The organism is Nocardioides sp. zg-DK7169 (genome assembly GCF_013155365.1).
Taxonomy (GTDB): domain Bacteria; phylum Actinomycetota; class Actinomycetes; order Propionibacteriales; family Nocardioidaceae; genus Nocardioides.
In genome coordinates this window covers 141,961-158,174 of record NZ_JABJRA010000003.1, presented here as the reverse complement: position 1 = coordinate 158,174, position 16,214 = coordinate 141,961, and the positions used below count along the sequence as shown (strand labels likewise).

Sequence of the window (16,214 nt, the reverse complement as noted above, 5' to 3'; positions counted from 1 at the left end):
TCAGTCCTCCAGGACCTTGATGCCGGGGAGCTCCTTGCCCTCGAGGTACTCGAGGCTGGCACCGCCGCCGGTGGAGATGTGGCCGAACGCGGACTCCTCGAAGCCGAGGGTGCGCACCGCCGCGGCGGAGTCACCGCCCCCGACGACCGACAGGCCCTGGACCTTGGTCAGCGCCTCCGCCACGGCACGGGTGCCGGCGGCGAACTCCTCGACCTCGAAGACGCCCATCGGCCCGTTCCAGAACACCGTGCGCGCGTCGGCGAGGGCCGCGGCGAACGCAGCACCCGACTCCGGGCCGATGTCCAGGCCGAGGGCGTCGGCCGGGATCTCGGTGGCCGCGACGACCGAGGGCTGCGGCGTGGCCGCACCCGTCGGGAAGGTCGTGTCCACCACGATGTCGGTCGGCAGCACGAGCTCGACACCGCTCTCCGCAGCACGCTGCAGGTAGGAGCGGCACACGTCGAGCTGGTCCTGCTCGAGGAGGCTCTTGCCGACCTCGTGGCCCTGGGCCTTGAGGAAGGTGAAGACCATGCCGCCGCCGATGAGCAGCTTGTCGGCCTTGCCGAGCAGGTTGTCGATGACGCCCAGCTTGTCGGAGACCTTCGAGCCGCCGAGGACGACCACGTAGGGCCGCTCCGGGGTCTCGGTCAGGCGACGCAGGACGTCGACCTCCGCCTGCACCAGCCCGCCCATGGCGTGCGGGAGGCGCTGGGCGACGTCGTACACCGAGGCCTGCTTGCGGTGGACGACGCCGAAGCCGTCGGAGACGTACGCGTCGGCGAGGGCGGCCAGCTGTTCGGCGAAGGCGCCGCGCTCGGCCTCGTCCTTGCTGGTCTCGCCCGGGTTGAACCGGACGTTCTCCAGCACGGCGACCTCGCCGTCGGCCAGACCGGCGACGGTGGCCTGCGCGGACTCACCGACGGTGTCGGTGGCGAAGGCGACCTCGCGGCCGAGCAGCTCGCCGAGGCGTGCTGCGACCGGACGCAGGGAGTACCGCTCCTCCGGCGCACCCTTCGGGCGGCCGAGGTGCGCGGTGACGACCACCCGCGCGCCGGCCTCGGCCAGCGTGCGGATGGTCGGGACGCTGGCGCGGATCCGGCCGTCGTCGGTGATGGTGGTGCCGTCCAGCGGGACGTTGAGGTCGGAGCGGACCAGGACGCGCTTGCCCCGGACCCCCCTCTCGACCAACGTGGCGAGCGTGGCGATGTCGGTCATGCCTCAGAGGGTCTTGCCGACGTAGTCGATCAGGTCGGCGAGGCGGTTGGAGTAGCCCCACTCGTTGTCGTACCAGCCGACGACCTTGACCTGGTTGCCGATGACCTTGGTCAGGGGGGCGTCGAAGATGCAGGACGCCGGGTCGGTGACGATGTCGGAGGAGACGATCGGCGCCTCGGAGTAGCGCAGGAAACGGCCGTCGGCAGCCTTCTTGATGACCGCGTTGACCTCCTCGACGGTGGTCTCGCGGCCGGCCTCGAAGGTCAGGTCGGTGGCGGAGCCGGTCGGGGTCGGGACGCGCAGCGCGTAGCCGTCGAGCTTGCCCTTGAGCTCGGGCATGACCAGGCCGATGGCCTTGGCGGCACCGGTGGAGGTCGGGACGATGTTGAGCGCGGCGGCGCGGGCGCGACGCAGGTCCTTGTGGATGTTGTCCTGCAGGTTCTGGTCCGCGGTGTAGGCGTGGATCGTCGTCATCAGGCCCTTGACGATCCCGAACTCCTCGTGGAGCGCCTTGGCCATCGGGCCGAGGCAGTTCGTCGTGCAGGAGGCGTTGGAGATGATGTTGTGCTTCGCCGGGTCGTAGTCCTCGTGGTTCACGCCCATCACGACGGTGATGTCCTCGTTGGAGGCGGGCGCCGAGATGATGACCTTCTTGGCGCCGGCGTCGAGGTGCGCCTTGGCCTTGGTGGCGTCGGTGAAGAAGCCGGTCGACTCGACGACGACGTCGACGCCCAGCTCGCCCCACTTCAGGTTGGCGGGGTCGCGCTCGGCGGAGACCTTGATCTCCTGGTCGCCGACCTTGATCGCGTCGTCGGTCGCCGAGACGTCAGCGTCGAGACGACCCAGGATCGAGTCGTACTTCAGCAGGTGGGCCAGGCTGGCGGTGTCGGTGAGGTCGTTGACGCCGACGATCTCGATGTCGAGCCCGGACGCACGCACGGCGCGGAAGAAGTTGCGGCCGATGCGGCCGAATCCGTTGATGCCTACTCGAACGGTCACTGCGAAGACTCCTCGGAACGCTGGTGTCGCGCTGGGCGCGGTGGTCGTGCCGCTTCGGTGTTCACCGTCACGGTCGCCCCCGAGCCTATCGCTACCCGCGAGAGTCGCGAGTGGGGGTGCTCACCCCTCGTCGACCAGCATGTCGGCCGTGAGTGACGCCTCGGTGTCGGGGATGCCGAGCTCCTCCGCACGCTTGTCGGCCATCGCCAGCAGGCGGCGGATCCGCCCCGCGATGGCGTCCTTGGTGAGGACGGGGTCGTGCAGCTGGCCGAGCTCCTCCAAGGAGGCCTGCTTGTGCTCCAGGCGCAGGGCGCCGGCGAGCTTGAGGTGGTCGGGGATGTCCTCGCCGAGGATCTCCATGGCACGCTCCACGCGAGCACCGGCGGCCACCGCGGCCCGGGCGGAACGACGCAGGTTGGCGTCGTCGAAGTTCGCGAGCCGGTTCGCGGTCGCGCGGACCTCGCGGCGCATCCGGCGCTCCTCCCAGGCCATGAGCGACTCGTGCGCGCCCACACGGGTCAGGAGCTGGCCGATCGCGTCCCCGTCGCGGATGACGACGCGGTCCACGCCGCGGACCTCGCGGGCCTTGGCCTGGATGCCGACCCGGCGTGCGACGCCGACGAGGGCCAGCGCGGCCTCGGGCCCCGGGCACGTGACCTCGAGGGAGGAGGAGCGGCCGGGCTCGGTCAGCGAGCCGTGCGCGAGGAAGGCGCCGCGCCACGCGGCGACGGCGTCGCAGGCGCCACCGGACACGACGGCCGGCGGCAGTCCGCGCACCGGGCGCCCGCGCTGGTCGAGCAGGCCGGTCTGGCGGGCCAGGGCCTCGCCGTCCTTGACGATGCGCACCAGGTAGCGGCTGCCCTTGCGCAGGCCGTTGCCCTGCACCATCACCACGTCGGCCTGGTGGCCGTAGACCTCCAGGACGTCGGTGCGCAGCCGGCGCGCGGCGGCACCGGTGTCGAGCTCGGCCTCGAGCACGACCCGCCCGCTCACGATGTGCAGCCCGCCTGCGAAGCGCAGCAGCGAGGCGACCTCGGCCTTGCGACAACAGGTCTTCGTGATCTGGGTGTTGGCCAGTTCTGCCTTGACCTGTCCCGTCATCGCCATGGGCCCGATCCTCCCACGCGCGTCAACGAACCGGGACACTGACATGGGTGATGTCCAGCCCTGCCGGCGCTCGTACGGCGGGGGACGTGAGCGGCCCCACGGCCGGCCCCGTGACCAGCCCCACGACGGGGCGTCAGCCGGCCTCGATGATCCGCGCGTACGCCGCGGCGAGCTTGACCGGGTCGTGGCGCGGGGTGCCGTCGTCCGCGGCCACGTCGGCGAGCACCAGGTGGGCGCCGAAGGCGTCCGCACACTCCTGGAGCTCCTCCAGCCCGTCGCCCACGCTGGTGCGGTCGGCGAGCACGGTGTGGATGCCGAGGTCCGGTGCGTGCTCGGCGAGCACGGCCAGGTGGTCGGCCGGACCGAATCCGCCGGTCTCCCCCGCCTGCTCGGCGAGGTTGAGCACCACGACGACGCGGGCGTCGGTGGCGATGAGGGCCTCGTGCATCGCCGGCACCATCAGGTGCGGGATGACGGAGGTGAACCACGACCCGGGGCCGAGGACGACCCAGTCGGCGGCGTCGACGGCGGCGACCGCCTCGGGGCAGGCCGCGGGGTCGGGCGGGTCCAGGGCGATCGAGGTGATCACGCCCTCGGTGGTCGCCACCTCGACCTGCCCGCGGACCGTGACCAGCGCGTCGGGGTCGTCCGGGACGAGGCCGCGCACCTCGGCGGTGATGTCCATCGGGGTGAGCGCCATGGGCAGCACCCGCCCCTTGGCCCCGAGCAGCCGGCCGACGTGGTCCAGGGCGTCGACGTGGTCGCCCAGCAGCTCCCACAGGCCGACGATCAGCAGGTTGCCGACGACGTGGCCGCGCATGTCGCCGTCGCCGGTGAACCGGTGCTGGAGGACGTCGGCCCAGGTGGTGCCCCACTCGTCGTCGCCGCACAGCGCGGCCAGCGCCATCCGCAGGTCGCCGGGCGGGAGCACGCCGAACTCTCCGCGCAGCCGCCCGGAGGAGCCGCCGTTGTCGGCGACGGTGACCACGGCGGTCAGCTCGTCGACGGTCAGGTCGTCGACGAGGCGGCGCAGCGCGCGCAGCGACGCGTGCAGGCCGTGGCCGCCGCCGAAGGCCACGACCGCCTGGGCACGCACGCTCATCTACTCGCGCCCCAGGTCACGGTGGACCGTGCGCACGAGGTAGCCGGAGTGCGCGAAGCGCCGCGCGATCTCCTCGGTCATCGCGACGCTGCGGTGCTTTCCGCCGGTGCAGCCGATCGCCACCCGCATGAACCGCTTGCCCTCGCGCACGTAGCCCTCCGCCACGCCCTCGAGGACCGGGACGTAGCCGTCGAGGAACTCCTCGGCACCGGGCTGGGAGCGGACGTAGCGCGCGACGTCGGCGTCGCGGCCGGTGCCGGGGCGCAGCTCGGGGATCCAGTGCGGGTTGGGCAGGAAGCGCATGTCGGCGATGAAGTCGGCGTCGACGGGGATGCCGTACTTGAACCCGAAGCTCAGCAGGGTGACCCGCAACGTGGTGGTGTCCGCGGTCCCGAACGCCTCGGAGATCCGGTCGGTGAGCTGGTGGACGTTGAGCCCGGTGGTGTCGATGACCAGGTCGGCGGAGCCGCGCAGGTCGGCCAGGACCGCGCGCTCGCGCTGGAGGCCGTCGAGCAGCCGGCCGGCCCCCTGGAGCGGGTGCGGGCGGCGGGCCGCCTCCTGACGGCGGACGAGGACCTCGTCGGTGGCATCGAGGAAGACCAGGGTCGCGCGGCGCCCGGTGGCACCCTGGGCGAGATTGGCCTGCAGCGAGCCGAAGAACGACCCGGAGCGCACGTCCACCACGACCGCGATCGGCTGGCCGGTCCCCCGGCTCTCGTCGACCAGGCGGACGACGTCGCGCAGCAGGCTGGGCGGCAGGTTGTCCACGACGTAGTAGCCGAGGTCCTCCAGCTCCTTCGCCGCGGTGCTGCGGCCGGCGCCGGTCATGCCGGTGATGACCACGAGGGGTCCGGGCGCGGGGGTCCCGGGGCCGGTCGCCGCGGGCACGACGGTCTCGTCTCGCTCGGTCACGGGGTCTCCTCGATGATCTCTCCGGTCGCGGTGTTCACGCTCATCATGGTGGGTGTCGCGTCGCCCGCCTGGCCCGGGGAGGACACCGCGGTCTTGATCGCCTCCGCGGTGCGCGGGCCGATGCCGGGCACCTGGGCGATCTCCTCGAGCGAGGCGGCACGCAGCTTCTTCAGCGAGCCGAAGTACTTCATCAGCGTCTTGCGCCGCACCTCACCCAGCCCGGGGACGTCGTCGAGGGCGCTCTCGACCATCGAGCGCGAGCGCCGGTTGCGGTGGTGGGTGATGGCGAAGCGGTGCGCCTCGTCGCGGATGCGCTGGAGCAGGTAGAGCCCCTCCGAGGACCGCGGCAGGATCACCGGGTCCTCCTCGCCGACCACCCAGACCTCCTCGAGGCGCTTGGCCAGCCCGCACACCGGGATGTCGTCGATGCCCAGCTCGTCCAGGGCGCGCTTGGCGGCCGCGACCTGCGGCGGCCCGCCGTCGACGACGACCAGGCCCGGCGCGTAGGCGAACTTGCGCGGCCGCCCGGTCTCGGGGTCGACCAGCATCGGGCCGCTCTCCTCGTCGCCGGGCCGCACCTCACTGCGCGCCTGCTCGTCGAGCAGCCGCCGGAACCGGCGGGTGATCACCTCGTGCATGGAGGCCACGTCGTTCTGGCCGTCGACGCCCTTGATCACGAAGCGGCGGTACTCGCTCTTGCGTGACAGCCCGTCCTCGAAGACCACCATCGAGGCCACCACCTCGGTGCCCTGGAGGTTCGACACGTCGTAGCACTCGATGCGCAGCGGCACCTCGTCGAGCTCGAGCGCCTCCTGGATCTCCTCCAGCGCCCGGTTGCGGGTGGTGAGGTCGCTGGCGCGCTTGGTCTTGTGGAGCACCAGCGCCTGGGCGGCGTTGCGGGCGACGGTCTCCTGGAGGGTCTTCTTGTCGCCGCGCTGCGGCACCCGGATCGCGACCTTCGCGCCACGCACCTCACCGAGCAGCTCCTCGAGGGTGTGCGGGTCCGGGGGCAGGGCCGGGACCAGGATCTCGCGCGGGATCGAGTCGGCGGCCTGGTCGCGGTCGATGCCGGCGTACTGCTGGAGGAGGAACAGCTCGACCAGCTCTGGTACCCCGCCCTCCTCCACGCGGTCCGCGACCCAGCCGCGCTGGCCGCGGATCCGCCCGCCGCGGACGTAGAAGATCTGCACCGCGACCTCGAGGGGGTCCTCGGCGACCGCGATCACGTCCACGTCGGCGCCGTCGCCGAGCACCACGGCCTGCTTCTCCAGTGCCCGCTCCATCGCGCCGAGGTCGTCGCGCAGCCGGGCGGCCTTCTCGAAGTCGAGGGCGTCGGAGGCGGCGTACATCTCCTTCTCGATGCGGCGCAGGAAGGTCCGGGTCTGCCCGCCCATGAAGTCGCAGAAGTCCTCGACGATGCGGCGGTGCTCCTCGGCGCTCACGTTGCCCACGCAGGGGGCCGCGCACTTGTCGATGTAGCCCAGCAGGCACGGACGCCCGATCTGCTGGGAGCGCTTGAACACGCCGTTGCTGCACGAGCGCATCGGGAAGACGCGCAGCAGCACGTCGACGGTCTCGCGGATCGCCCAGGCATGGCTGTAGGGGCCGAAGTAGCGGGTGCCCTTCTTCTTCGCGCCGCGCCCGACCATGACCCGCGGGAACTTCTCGCCGACCGTGACCGCGAGCCAGGGGTAGGACTTGTCGTCGCGGTACTTCACGTTGAACCGCGGGTCGTACTCCTTGATCCAGGAGTACTCCAGCTGGAGCGCCTCGACCTCGGTGTTGACCACGGTCCACTCGACGCTGGCGGCCGTGGTGACCATGGTGGCGGTGCGCGGGTGCAGCTGCCCGACGTCTTGGAAGTACGACGAGAGCCGGGCGCGCAGGTTCTTCGCCTTGCCGACGTAGATCACGCGCCCGCTGGGGTCGCGGAAGCGGTAGACGCCGGGCTGGGTCGGGATGGAGCCCGGGGCGGGACGGTAGGACTGCGGCCCCCGGGAGGAGCGGGCGGGACGAGCGGGAGGCACGGGCCAACCCTACGTTCCGCCGCCGACAGCAGGCGGCTCAGGCGAGCTGGACGTCCTCACCGGAGACCTTGATCGCGACCTCGGGCAGCGGGGTCGACGCCGGCCCCGACACGGGCGCCCCGTCGTCGATCGAGAAGTGGCTGGAGTGGCAGCGGCAGATGATCTCGCCGTCCTCGACCGCGGTGACCGAGCAGCCCTGGTGGGTGCAGATCGAGGACCACGCCTTGAACTCGCCCTCCCGCGGTTGCACCACGACGACCTTCTCCTCGTCGATGATGGTGCCGCCGCCGACCGGGACGGAGCCGGTGGTGGTCAGCGAGGTGCCGGCCGGGCCGGTGTCCACGGCGACGTCGCCCGACGAGTCGTTCCCGCAGGCAGCCAGGAAGGGGATCCCGACCCCGGCCACGGCGGCCGCCGTCAGGGCGCCCCGCCGGTCGAAGCAGGGGCCGGAGCACGAGTGGGTCATCCAGGTGTCCTTTCGAGGGTGGGGGTGACGGTGGAGCCGCGGAAGCGCCGGGTCAGGACTTCGCGGAGTCGCGGGCCCGCTGGACGCGCTCGCCGCGCTTCTTCGACGAGGCGGCGGTGCGGCCGCGGGGCTCGGGGGCGGAGCTGGCGGGGAGCCGGCGCTTCGGCTGGGCGGCCTCCTTGCCCTCGAGGATCGGCGCGAGGTAGCGGCCGGTGTGGCTCTCCGCGACGGTCACGACGTGCTCGGGGGTGCCCTCTGCGACGATCATGCCGCCGCCGGAGCCGCCCTCCGGGCCCATGTCGATGATCCAGTCGGCGGTCTTGACCACGTCGAGGTTGTGCTCGATGACCAGCACCGTGTTGCCGGCGTCCACGAGGCGGTTGAGCACCCCGAGGAGCTTGCGGATGTCCTCGAAGTGCAGGCCGGTGGTCGGCTCGTCGAGGACGTAGAGGGTCCGTCCGGTCGAGCGTCGCTGGAGCTCGGTGGCGAGCTTGACGCGCTGCGCCTCCCCGCCGGACAGGGTGGTGGCCGGCTGGCCGAGGCGGACGTAGCCGAGACCGACCTCGACGAGGGTCTGCAGGTAGCGCGAGATCGCGGGGACGGCGGCGAAGAAGTCGACGGCCTCCTCGATCGGCATGTCGAGGACCTCGGCGATGGTCTTGCCCTTGTAGTGCACCTCGAGCGTCTCGCGGTTGTAGCGCGCGCCGTGGCAGACCTCGCACGGCACGTAGACGTCGGGCAGGAAGTTCATCTCGATCTTGATGGTGCCGTCGCCCATGCAGGCCTCGCAGCGCCCGCCCTTGACGTTGAAGGAGAAGCGGCCCTGGAGGTAGCCGCGCATCTTGGCCTCGGGGGTCTCCGCGAACAGCTTGCGGACCCGGTCGAAGACGCCGGTGTACGTCGCGGGGTTGGAGCGCGGCGTGCGCCCGATGGGCGACTGGTCGACGTGGATGACCTTGTCGACGTGCTCGAGACCGGTGATCCGGGTGTGCCGTCCGGGGATCGCGCGGGCGTTGTAGAGCTGCTTGGCCAGCGCGGTGTAGAGGATGTCGTTGACCAGCGTCGACTTGCCGGAGCCGGAGACGCCGGTGACCGCGACGAAGACGCCGAGCGGGAACGAGACGTCGATGGTGTGCAGGTTGTTCTCGCGAGCACCCACGACGGTGAGCTCGCGACCGGTCGTGCGCGGACGACGGGCGGCCGGCACCGGGATCTCGCGGCGACCGGAGAGGTACTGGCCGGTGATCGAGTCGGGGTGGGTGTAGAGGTCGGCGACCGACCCGCTGTGGATGACCTGGCCGCCGTGCTCGCCGGCCCCGGGGCCGATGTCGACGACCCAGTCGGCGACCTTGATCGTGTCCTCGTCGTGCTCGACGACGATCAGGGTGTTGCCGAGCTCCTTGAGCCGCACCAGGGTCTCGATCAGCTTGGCGTTGTCGCGCTGGTGCAGGCCGATCGAGGGCTCGTCGAGGACGTAGAGGACGCCGACCAGGCCGGCGCCGATCTGGGTGGCGAGCCGGATCCGCTGGGCCTCGCCACCGGACAGCGAGCCGGAGGCGCGGTCCAGGGAGAGGTACTCCAGCCCGACGTCGAGCAGGAACCGCAGCCGCTGCTCGATCTCCTTCAGCACGACGTCGGCGATCTGGCGCTCCCGGTCGCTCAGCTCGACGCTGGCGAGGAACTCCGCGGTCTTGTCGAGCGACATCGCGCAGATCTCGGCGATGCTGCGCCCGCCGACGGTGACCGCCATCGTCACCGGCTTGAGCCGGCTGCCGCCGCACGCCGGGCACGGGACCTCGCGCATGAAGCCCTCGTAGCGGTCACGGCTGGTGTCGGACTCGGCCTCACGGTGCCGGCGCTCGACGTAGGGGCGCACGCCCTCGAACTCGGCGTAGTAGGCGCGCTGGCGGCCGTAGCGGTTGCGGGTGACCACGTGGACCTTGGTGGAGTGGCCCTCGAGGATCGCCTTGCGGGCCTTCGGGGTGAGCTCCTCCCATGGGGTGTTGAGGTCGAAGCCCAGCTCGTCGCCGAGGGCGCCCATCAGGCGCAGGAAGTAGTCGGCGACGTGGGCGCCGCTCCACGGCTGGATCGCGCCCTCGCCAAGCGTCGCGCGCGGGTCCGGGACCACCAGGTCGGGGTCGACCTCCATGCGGGTGCCGATGCCGTGGCAGGCCGGGCAGGCGCCGAACGGGGAGTTGAACGAGAACGAGCGGGGCTCGAGCTCGTCGGTGTCGATCGGGTGGTCGTTGGGGCACGACATCTTCTCGCTGAACTTCAGCTCGCGCCCCGGGTCCTTCGCGTCCAGGTCGACGAAGTCGAAGACCACCAGGCCGCCGGCGAGGTTGAGCGCGGTCTCGACCGAGTCGGTGAGGCGTCGCTTCGAGGACTCCTTGACCGCGAGCCGGTCGACCACGACCTCGATCGTGTGCTTCTTCTGCTTCTCCAGCGTGGGCGGCGCGTCGAGGGTGTAGGTCTCGCCGTCGACGCGGGCGCGGGAGAAGCCCTGGCTCTGCAGCTGGGCGAACAGGTCGACGTACTCGCCCTTGCGGCCACGGATCACCGGGGCGAGCACCTGGAAGCGCCGGCCCTCCTCGAGCGCGAGGACGCGGTCCACGATCTGCTGCGGGGTCTGGCGCTCGATCGGCGCGCCGCAGGTCGGGCAGTGCGGGCGGCCGACCCGGGCGAAGAGCAGGCGGAGGTAGTCGTAGACCTCGGTGATGGTGCCGACCGTCGAGCGCGGGTTCTTCGAGGTCGACTTCTGGTCGATCGAGACCGCGGGCGAGAGACCCTCGATCAGGTCGACGTCGGGCTTGTCCATCTGGCCGAGGAACTGGCGCGCGTAGGCGGAGAGGGACTCCACGTAGCGGCGCTGGCCCTCGGCGAAGATCGTGTCGAACGCCAGCGACGACTTGCCGGAGCCGGAGAGGCCCGTGAAGACGACGAGCGAGTCCCGAGGGAGATCGATCGAGACGTCCTTCAGGTTGTGCTCCCGGGCGCCCCGGATGATGAGCTGGTCGGCCACGAATGCGATCCTCGGAAATGAGAGTGTCGGACGGTGTGGGTGACCCCGCGACCTGCGGCCGCGGAGAGTTCGAACAAACGTTCGCGAGTGTAACCGGCAGGTGCGAACGAAACATGTCGAGCCTGTCACAGGGGACCGACAGTGCCGAGTCCCGGGGACGCCCTCCCTCGCGTTCGCGAGCCGGAGACGGCACGATGGTGTGGTGAGCATCCCAGACCTCGGGGTCGGTGCCCCGTCCCCCGCCGTGATCGAGCACCTCGCCACCGCGACGCGGAGCCTGGTGCGCACCGTCGACGCCCTGGAGGAGGACGACCTCCGCGCTCCCAGCCTGCTGCCGCGCTGGACCCGGGCCCACCTCGTCGCCCACCTCACCCTGAACTCCGAGGGCCTGGCCAGCGTCCTTCGCGGGGTCTCGCTCGGGGCCGGGGTGCCGATGTACCGCTCCCCCGAGGCGCGCGACACCGACATCGAGGAGCTCTCGGGGCGAGACGCCGCAGCACTGCGCGACCGGCTGCTCGCCGCCACCACCGGGCTCTCCGAGGCCATCGCCGCGATGCCGGCCGGCGCCTGGGCCGCCCGCGCGCAGCGCACGCCCGGAAGCCGGGCGACGTTCGCGGCGGGCGACGTGCCGCTGATGCGGCTGCGCGAGGTCGCGCTCCACCACGCCGACCTCGGTACGGCGTTCACCCGCGCCGACTGGACGCCCGGCGTCGCCGAGGTGCTGGCCGAGTCGCTGGCGCCGCGCGCCGCCGCGCCCTGCACGCTGCACGCCCACGACATCGGCCGGACCTGGCCGGCGGGCGGTGCCGATAGCGTCTCCCCCGGCCCCACGGTCCGCGGCACGGCCGCCGACCTCGCGTGGTGGCTCTCGGGCCGCGGAGGCGGTGCCGGGCTCGACACCGACAGCGGCGAGCTGCCGCGGACAGGAGCATGGTGAGCTACACCGGAGAGGTCCGACCCGGAGGTCCCGCGGACGTGCGCGAGCTGGACGGCGTACGGATCACCAAGGTCGCGGTCGACGAGAAGATGTCGAACAACTGCTACCTGCTGCGCTGCCTGCGCACCGGGGAGCAGGTGCTCATCGACGCTGCCGCCGAGCCGGAGGTCCTGCTCCCGCTGATCGGCGACGACGGGCTGCGCGCGGTCGTCACGACCCACCGGCACTGGGACCACCACCGGGCGCTGCGCGCGGTCGTCGACGCGACCGGCGCCGAGGTGGTCGCCGGCACCCCCGACGCCGACGCGATCACCGAGCAGACCGGCGTCGCCGTGGACCGTCGCGTCGACCAGGGCGACACGATCCCGGTCGGTGCGAGCTCGCTGGAGGTGATCGCCATCGCCGGCCACACCCCCGGCTCGATCGCGCTGCTCCTCGACGACACCGCCTCCGGCGGGCACCCGCACCTGTTCACCGGGGACTCGCTCTTCCCGGGCGGGGTCGGCAACACGTTCGGGGACGCCGACGCCTTCGTCCAGCTGGTCGACCAGGTCGAGGAGCGGATCTTCGACCGGCTCCCGGACGACACCTGGTTCTACCCCGGGCACGGCAACGACTCGACGCTCGGCGCCGAGCGGCCGCATCTCGCCGAGTGGCGGACGCGGGGCTGGTAGCCCCGACGCCGCTGGTCCTGCTCGCACGGGCGGGCCGCGGCGGGCGTGTGACGACGTCGCGGGTTCGGGGAAAACCCCGCCCCCTGGCGCGTCGATGCACCATGCTGTGCGGGCCTGGTCTGGTCCGGGCTGCGGGCCCGAGCGGGGCCGGCGGCCGGGGAAGCCCGACCGGGACCTCCCCCTCCCCCGCGGCACCCCGAAGGATCCCCCCGTGAAGGCCCTGACCCAGCTGACCCTCTCTGCGGCGCTGCTCGCCGCCACCTCCGCGCTCGCCCCGACCGATGTCGGCACGACCGCGACGCCGTCCCCTGCCGTACCGACGTGGCCGGTCACCGCCGACCCGGTCGTCGCCGCCGGGGACTGAGGCGCCCGGGCGCCACATCGCAGGCGGCCGAAACGACCCGATGCCGGCGCCCTCCGAGGAAGGCGCCGGCATCGTCGTCTCCTGGCGGGCGCGGCGTTCGCCGCGCGCGCCGAGAGCGACTCGGGTCAGGCCTTCTTGGAGACGGCGGCCTTCAGCTGGGCGCCGGCCTTGAACGCGGGGCTGGTGCTGGCCGCGATCTCCATGGACTCGCCGGTCTGGGGGTTGCGGCCCTGACGGGCGGCGCGGTCGCGGGTCTCGAAGGTGCCGAAGCCCGGGAGGGTGACCTTGTCGCCGGAGGCCAGCGCCGAGGTGATGGTGTCGAGGACGGCGTTGAGCGCCTTGTCCGCCTGGGCACCGTTGAGGTCGGCGGCAGCGGCGACCGCGTCGCGCAGCTCAGTCTTGTTCATGGGTGATGTTCACCTTTCGGTCGTGAGGCCCTGGCGGACCTCTTCGCTGGGAAACGTACCCGTGTCGGGCCGTCTGACCGCGTTTGCGCGCCCTGCGACACGCTCTGGCCTGAGCCAGCGGGGCCCGGTCCGGGGGCTTCTCGAGGTCTTTTCCGGCCCTGCGGGGTGGTTCCCGGGTTGGATTCGACGGCGTCGTCCGGGGTCACGTTTGGTCCCCAACGACAACCAGACGGGGGTCTGCGATGTCGTTGGGGACCAAACGTGGGGGTCCAGGTCCCCCAGGTTCAGGAGTACGACGCCCGCACGACGTCCGTGACCGGCTCGGCCTGGCAGGCGAGGCGGATGCCGTCGGCGAGGTCCTCGGCGTCGAGCACGTCGTTGTGGCGCATCGACACCTCGCCCTCGAGCAGGCGTACGGCGCAGGCCGAGCACTCCCCCTCGCGGCAGGAGAACGGGGCCTTCACGCCCTTGGCCTCGAGGTGGTCGAGCATCGTGGTGCCCGGGGCCCAGTCGTCGAAGGCGTGCGTCTCGTCGTCGAGCTCGACCTCGAGGCGGACCGCGGCGGCGGGGGCGGCCGCCTCTGCGCCCGGGACCGGCGCGGCGGCGGCGTCCTCGGGGTCGGCCTCCGCGGACTCGATCTCCTGCTCGGCCACCTCGACGTCGTGCAGGTCGCCGAACGGGTTGCCGCCCAGCGAGATGAACTTCTCCTGGTGGCGCCGGGCGCGCGGGAAGCCGAGCTCCTTGAGCGCGGCCACGGTCATCGCCATGAACGGCGCCGGGCCGCAGACGAACGCGTCGTCCTCGAGGTGGTCGGCGGCGAATGCGCGGACCTGCTCCTGGGTGGGCAGGCCCTGCACGGACTCCAGCCAGTGCACGACGCGGAGCCGGTCGGGGTGCTCCGCGGCGAGGCGGCGCAGCTCGGCGGCGAAGATCACCGAGCGCTCGTCGCGGTTCGCGTAGAGCACCGTGATCCGCCCGGTGCCGCCAGCCAGGGCCGCGCGGATGATCGACATCACCGGCGTGATGCCGGAGCCGGCCGCGAAGAGCAGCAGGTCGGCGTCCAGCGAGGCCGGGGTGAAGATGCCGCTGGGGGCGAGCACGCGCAGCGTGTCACCGACCCGGACGTTGTCGCACAGCCAGTTCGAGGCGTACCCCTCGGCGGTGCGCTTGACCGTGATGGTCAGCGGGCCGTCGCCCACCGGGCTGCTCGACAGCGAGTAGCAGCGCGCGGCCACCCCGGTGCGGTCGCTCGGCACGGCGACGGTGAGGAACTGACCGGGCCGGTAGGCGAACTGCTCCTCGGCGCCCTCGGGCACCTCCACGGTGATCGAGCGGGCGTCGGGGGTCTCCTCGACGACGTCGATGACCTTGAGCTCGAAGGAGTCGGTGTCCACGGATCTCTTTCTCATGATGGGGCGTACGGCGTGGCGCCGCCCGCGGGCGTGCGGTGCGGCGTCGGGGAAAGGATGCCTCAGTAGCCGTCCTCGGCCCCGATCGGAACCCGCCCATCGAGAGCGGCCGCCTCGATGGCAGCGAGCAGGCGCGGGCACCCGCGGTGCAGGGTCCGGGCGCGCTCGGCCTCGGGCACCCGCTGGAGCTCGGGGCACTGGCCGCGGGCGTCGCCGTGCCACTGGATGGAGGTGTGGTGCTCGCTGTTCTTCTTCACCGCGACGGTGGTCAGGCAGTCCAGGCACGCCACCTCGACCAGCCGGGCGCGGGTGTAGCGGACCTGGTCCTCGAGGGTCTCTGGGTCGCTCGGGACGAACGACGGCACCGTCTCAGGACCCCGCCGCGGTCGGCGCCTCGGCCTGGCGCGCGAGGTTCTGGGCCACCTCGACCTGCCAGTACTCGTTGGCCTTGGTGGTGTCGACCTCGAACTCGAAGCGCTCCACCATCTCCGGGGCGATGTCGGCGCGGTCGACGTAGAACTGCTCGTACCAGCGGCGCAGCTGGTACACCGGGCCGTCCTCCTCGCACAGCAGCGGGTTCTGCACCGGGACCTTGTTCTTCCAGATGTGGACGTCCTGGAGGAACCCGTCGCCGAACATCTCGGCGTACTTGCGGCTGATGTACTGCACGGAGTCCTCGTCGAGGCCCTCCGGCTTCTTGACCGTGATGCCGTACTGCAGGGTGAAGGAGTCCGGGCCGGTCGGGATGTGGCAGTTGACGAGGACCACCTCGGTGATGAACCCCTTGTAGTCGACCTCGAGCCAGTTGATCATGTACGACGGCCCGAAGTAGGTGGCCTCGGACTTGAGGAACAGCTCGGGCGCGCCGTAGCCGCCGCTGACGTCCGGGCGGCCCTTGGACCCCATGTACTGGGTCGCGACGGTGCCCTCGAAGACGTTGCGGAAGCTGGTCGGGAAGGACAGGTGCACGTAGTAGAAGTGCGCCATGTCCACGACGTTGTCGATGAGCTCGCGGCAGTGCGAGCCCTCGATCGGGACCACCTTCCAGAACCAGTCGGTGTAGGCGTCGGTCCCGACCCCGGGCAGCACCGGCGGCAGGATGTCGTGGTCCGGCTCGGAGCCCTCGACGTCGTGCCAGACGAGCACCTGGCCGTTGCGCACGACCACCGGGTAGTGCTGGGTGCGCGCCCGCAGCGGCACCCGTCGCGCGTACGGGATCGACTTGCACCGCCCGTCACCGCCCCAGCGCCAGTCGTGGAAGGGGCAGGCCACCTCGTCGCCCTTGACGCTGCCCTGGGTCAGGTCGCCGCCCATGTGGCGGCAGTAGCCGTCCAGGACCTTGATGTCGCCGGCGCTGTCCTGCCAGACGACGAGCTTGGTGCCGAAGGCGTCGATGCCGTGCGGCTTGCCGTCCGCGAACGTCGAGGCGAGGCCGAGGCAGTGCCAGCCGCGCGCGAACCGCTCCGGGGGCGCGCCGTGGTCGAGGGTCCGTGCAGTGGTGACGGTGTCGCTCATGACGTCCTCCGTGGGATCTGGACCAGAACGAGAACAGGTTATAGTTTTTCCGGTGGGG

General features: G+C 71.8%; 15 protein-coding genes. 3 read left to right on the top strand and 12 right to left on the bottom strand.

Translation table 11 applies throughout. The annotated features are described in order from the left end of the window. The 8 genes from pgk to uvrA all read right to left on the bottom strand — a co-directional run bounded on the left by pgk (position 1) and on the right by uvrA (position 10,850). Positions 1-1,215, bottom strand: a complete 1,215-nt coding sequence (gene pgk, locus HOQ23_RS05785; protein ID WP_172212731.1) for a phosphoglycerate kinase — start codon at positions 1,213-1,215, stop codon at positions 1-3. A gap of 3 nt (positions 1,216-1,218) precedes the next feature. Then, positions 1,219-2,214 carry a type I glyceraldehyde-3-phosphate dehydrogenase gene (gene gap, locus HOQ23_RS05780; RefSeq protein ID WP_172212707.1) on the bottom strand — a complete coding sequence of 332 codons (996 nt, stop codon included), beginning with the start codon at positions 2,212-2,214 and terminating at the stop codon, positions 1,219-1,221. Positions 2,215-2,334: 120 nt separating this feature from the next. Beyond that, positions 2,335-3,321: a DNA-binding protein WhiA gene (gene whiA / locus HOQ23_RS05775; RefSeq protein WP_172212705.1), complete on the bottom strand. Its 987-nt coding sequence runs from the start codon at positions 3,319-3,321 to the stop codon at positions 2,335-2,337. A 133-nt stretch (positions 3,322-3,454) separates the two neighbouring features. Beyond that, the gene (gene yvcK / locus HOQ23_RS05770; protein WP_172212703.1) at positions 3,455-4,423 is read right to left on the bottom strand and encodes a uridine diphosphate-N-acetylglucosamine-binding protein YvcK; all 969 of its coding nucleotides are present in this window, start codon (positions 4,421-4,423) and stop codon (positions 3,455-3,457) included. Then, positions 4,424-5,335 (bottom strand): RNase adapter RapZ, encoded by a 912-nt coding sequence (gene rapZ / locus HOQ23_RS05765; protein WP_367650389.1) that lies wholly within the window; start codon positions 5,333-5,335, stop codon positions 4,424-4,426. Next, positions 5,332-7,362, bottom strand: a complete 2,031-nt coding sequence (gene uvrC, locus HOQ23_RS05760) for an excinuclease ABC subunit UvrC (RefSeq protein ID WP_172212701.1) — start codon at positions 7,360-7,362, stop codon at positions 5,332-5,334. Before uvrC ends, rapZ begins: the two co-directional genes overlap by 4 nt. Positions 7,363-7,399: 37 nt before the next feature. Next, positions 7,400-7,828, bottom strand: a complete 429-nt coding sequence (locus HOQ23_RS05755) for a Rieske (2Fe-2S) protein (RefSeq protein WP_172212699.1) — start codon at positions 7,826-7,828, stop codon at positions 7,400-7,402. Between the two features lie 52 nt (positions 7,829-7,880). After that, positions 7,881-10,850 carry an excinuclease ABC subunit UvrA gene (uvrA, locus tag HOQ23_RS05750; RefSeq protein ID WP_172212697.1) on the bottom strand — a complete coding sequence of 990 codons (2,970 nt, stop codon included), beginning with the start codon at positions 10,848-10,850 and terminating at the stop codon, positions 7,881-7,883. Positions 10,851-11,052: 202 nt separating this feature from the next. Between uvrA and HOQ23_RS05745 the strand changes: the two genes are divergently transcribed. The 3 genes from HOQ23_RS05745 (at position 11,053) to HOQ23_RS05735 (ending at position 12,825) form a co-directional block, all read left to right on the top strand. Further along, positions 11,053-11,787 carry a maleylpyruvate isomerase family mycothiol-dependent enzyme gene (locus HOQ23_RS05745; RefSeq protein ID WP_172212695.1) on the top strand — a complete coding sequence of 245 codons (735 nt, stop codon included), beginning with the start codon at positions 11,053-11,055 and terminating at the stop codon, positions 11,785-11,787. After that, positions 11,781-12,461, top strand: coding sequence for an MBL fold metallo-hydrolase (locus HOQ23_RS05740; protein ID WP_216653747.1), 681 nt, complete (start codon positions 11,781-11,783; stop codon positions 12,459-12,461). Before HOQ23_RS05745 ends, HOQ23_RS05740 begins: the two co-directional genes overlap by 7 nt. 211 nt (positions 12,462-12,672) lie before the next feature. Continuing rightward, positions 12,673-12,825, top strand: a complete 153-nt coding sequence (locus HOQ23_RS05735; protein WP_172212691.1) for a hypothetical protein — start codon at positions 12,673-12,675, stop codon at positions 12,823-12,825. A gap of 125 nt (positions 12,826-12,950) precedes the next feature. On the opposite strand, the gene HOQ23_RS05730 is transcribed toward HOQ23_RS05735, so the two are convergent. From HOQ23_RS05730 to HOQ23_RS05715, 4 genes are all read right to left on the bottom strand, one after another. Then, a complete protein-coding gene (locus HOQ23_RS05730; protein ID WP_172212689.1) occupies positions 12,951-13,232 on the bottom strand; it encodes an HU family DNA-binding protein in 282 nt (93 codons plus the stop codon). A gap of 284 nt (positions 13,233-13,516) precedes the next feature. Beyond that, positions 13,517-14,626, bottom strand: a complete 1,110-nt coding sequence (locus HOQ23_RS05725; RefSeq protein WP_367650388.1) for a 2Fe-2S iron-sulfur cluster-binding protein — start codon at positions 14,624-14,626, stop codon at positions 13,517-13,519. Between the two features lie 77 nt (positions 14,627-14,703). Beyond that, the gene (locus HOQ23_RS05720) at positions 14,704-15,006 is read right to left on the bottom strand and encodes a hypothetical protein (RefSeq protein ID WP_172212685.1); all 303 of its coding nucleotides are present in this window, start codon (positions 15,004-15,006) and stop codon (positions 14,704-14,706) included. A gap of 4 nt (positions 15,007-15,010) precedes the next feature. Continuing rightward, positions 15,011-16,156 (bottom strand): Rieske 2Fe-2S domain-containing protein, encoded by a 1,146-nt coding sequence (locus tag HOQ23_RS05715; RefSeq protein WP_172212683.1) that lies wholly within the window; start codon positions 16,154-16,156, stop codon positions 15,011-15,013. Between the last annotated feature and the right edge of the window lie 58 nt (positions 16,157-16,214).

Coding starts and splice junctions, on each gene's coding strand:
- yvcK (WP_172212703.1), bottom strand. CDS start 4,423: ATGAGCGTGCGTGCCCAGGCGGTCGTGGCCTTCGGCGGCGGCCACGGC.
- HOQ23_RS05740 (WP_216653747.1), top strand. CDS start 11,781: ATGGTGAGCTACACCGGAGAGGTCCGACCCGGAGGTCCCGCGGACGTG.
- whiA (WP_172212705.1), bottom strand. CDS start 3,321: ATGGCGATGACGGGACAGGTCAAGGCAGAACTGGCCAACACCCAGATC.
- HOQ23_RS05715 (WP_172212683.1), bottom strand. CDS start 16,156: ATGAGCGACACCGTCACCACTGCACGGACCCTCGACCACGGCGCGCCC.
- HOQ23_RS05730 (WP_172212689.1), bottom strand. CDS start 13,232: ATGAACAAGACTGAGCTGCGCGACGCGGTCGCCGCTGCCGCCGACCTC.
- pgk (WP_172212731.1), bottom strand. CDS start 1,215: ATGACCGACATCGCCACGCTCGCCACGTTGGTCGAGAGGGGGGTCCGG.
- HOQ23_RS05755 (WP_172212699.1), bottom strand. CDS start 7,828: ATGACCCACTCGTGCTCCGGCCCCTGCTTCGACCGGCGGGGCGCCCTG.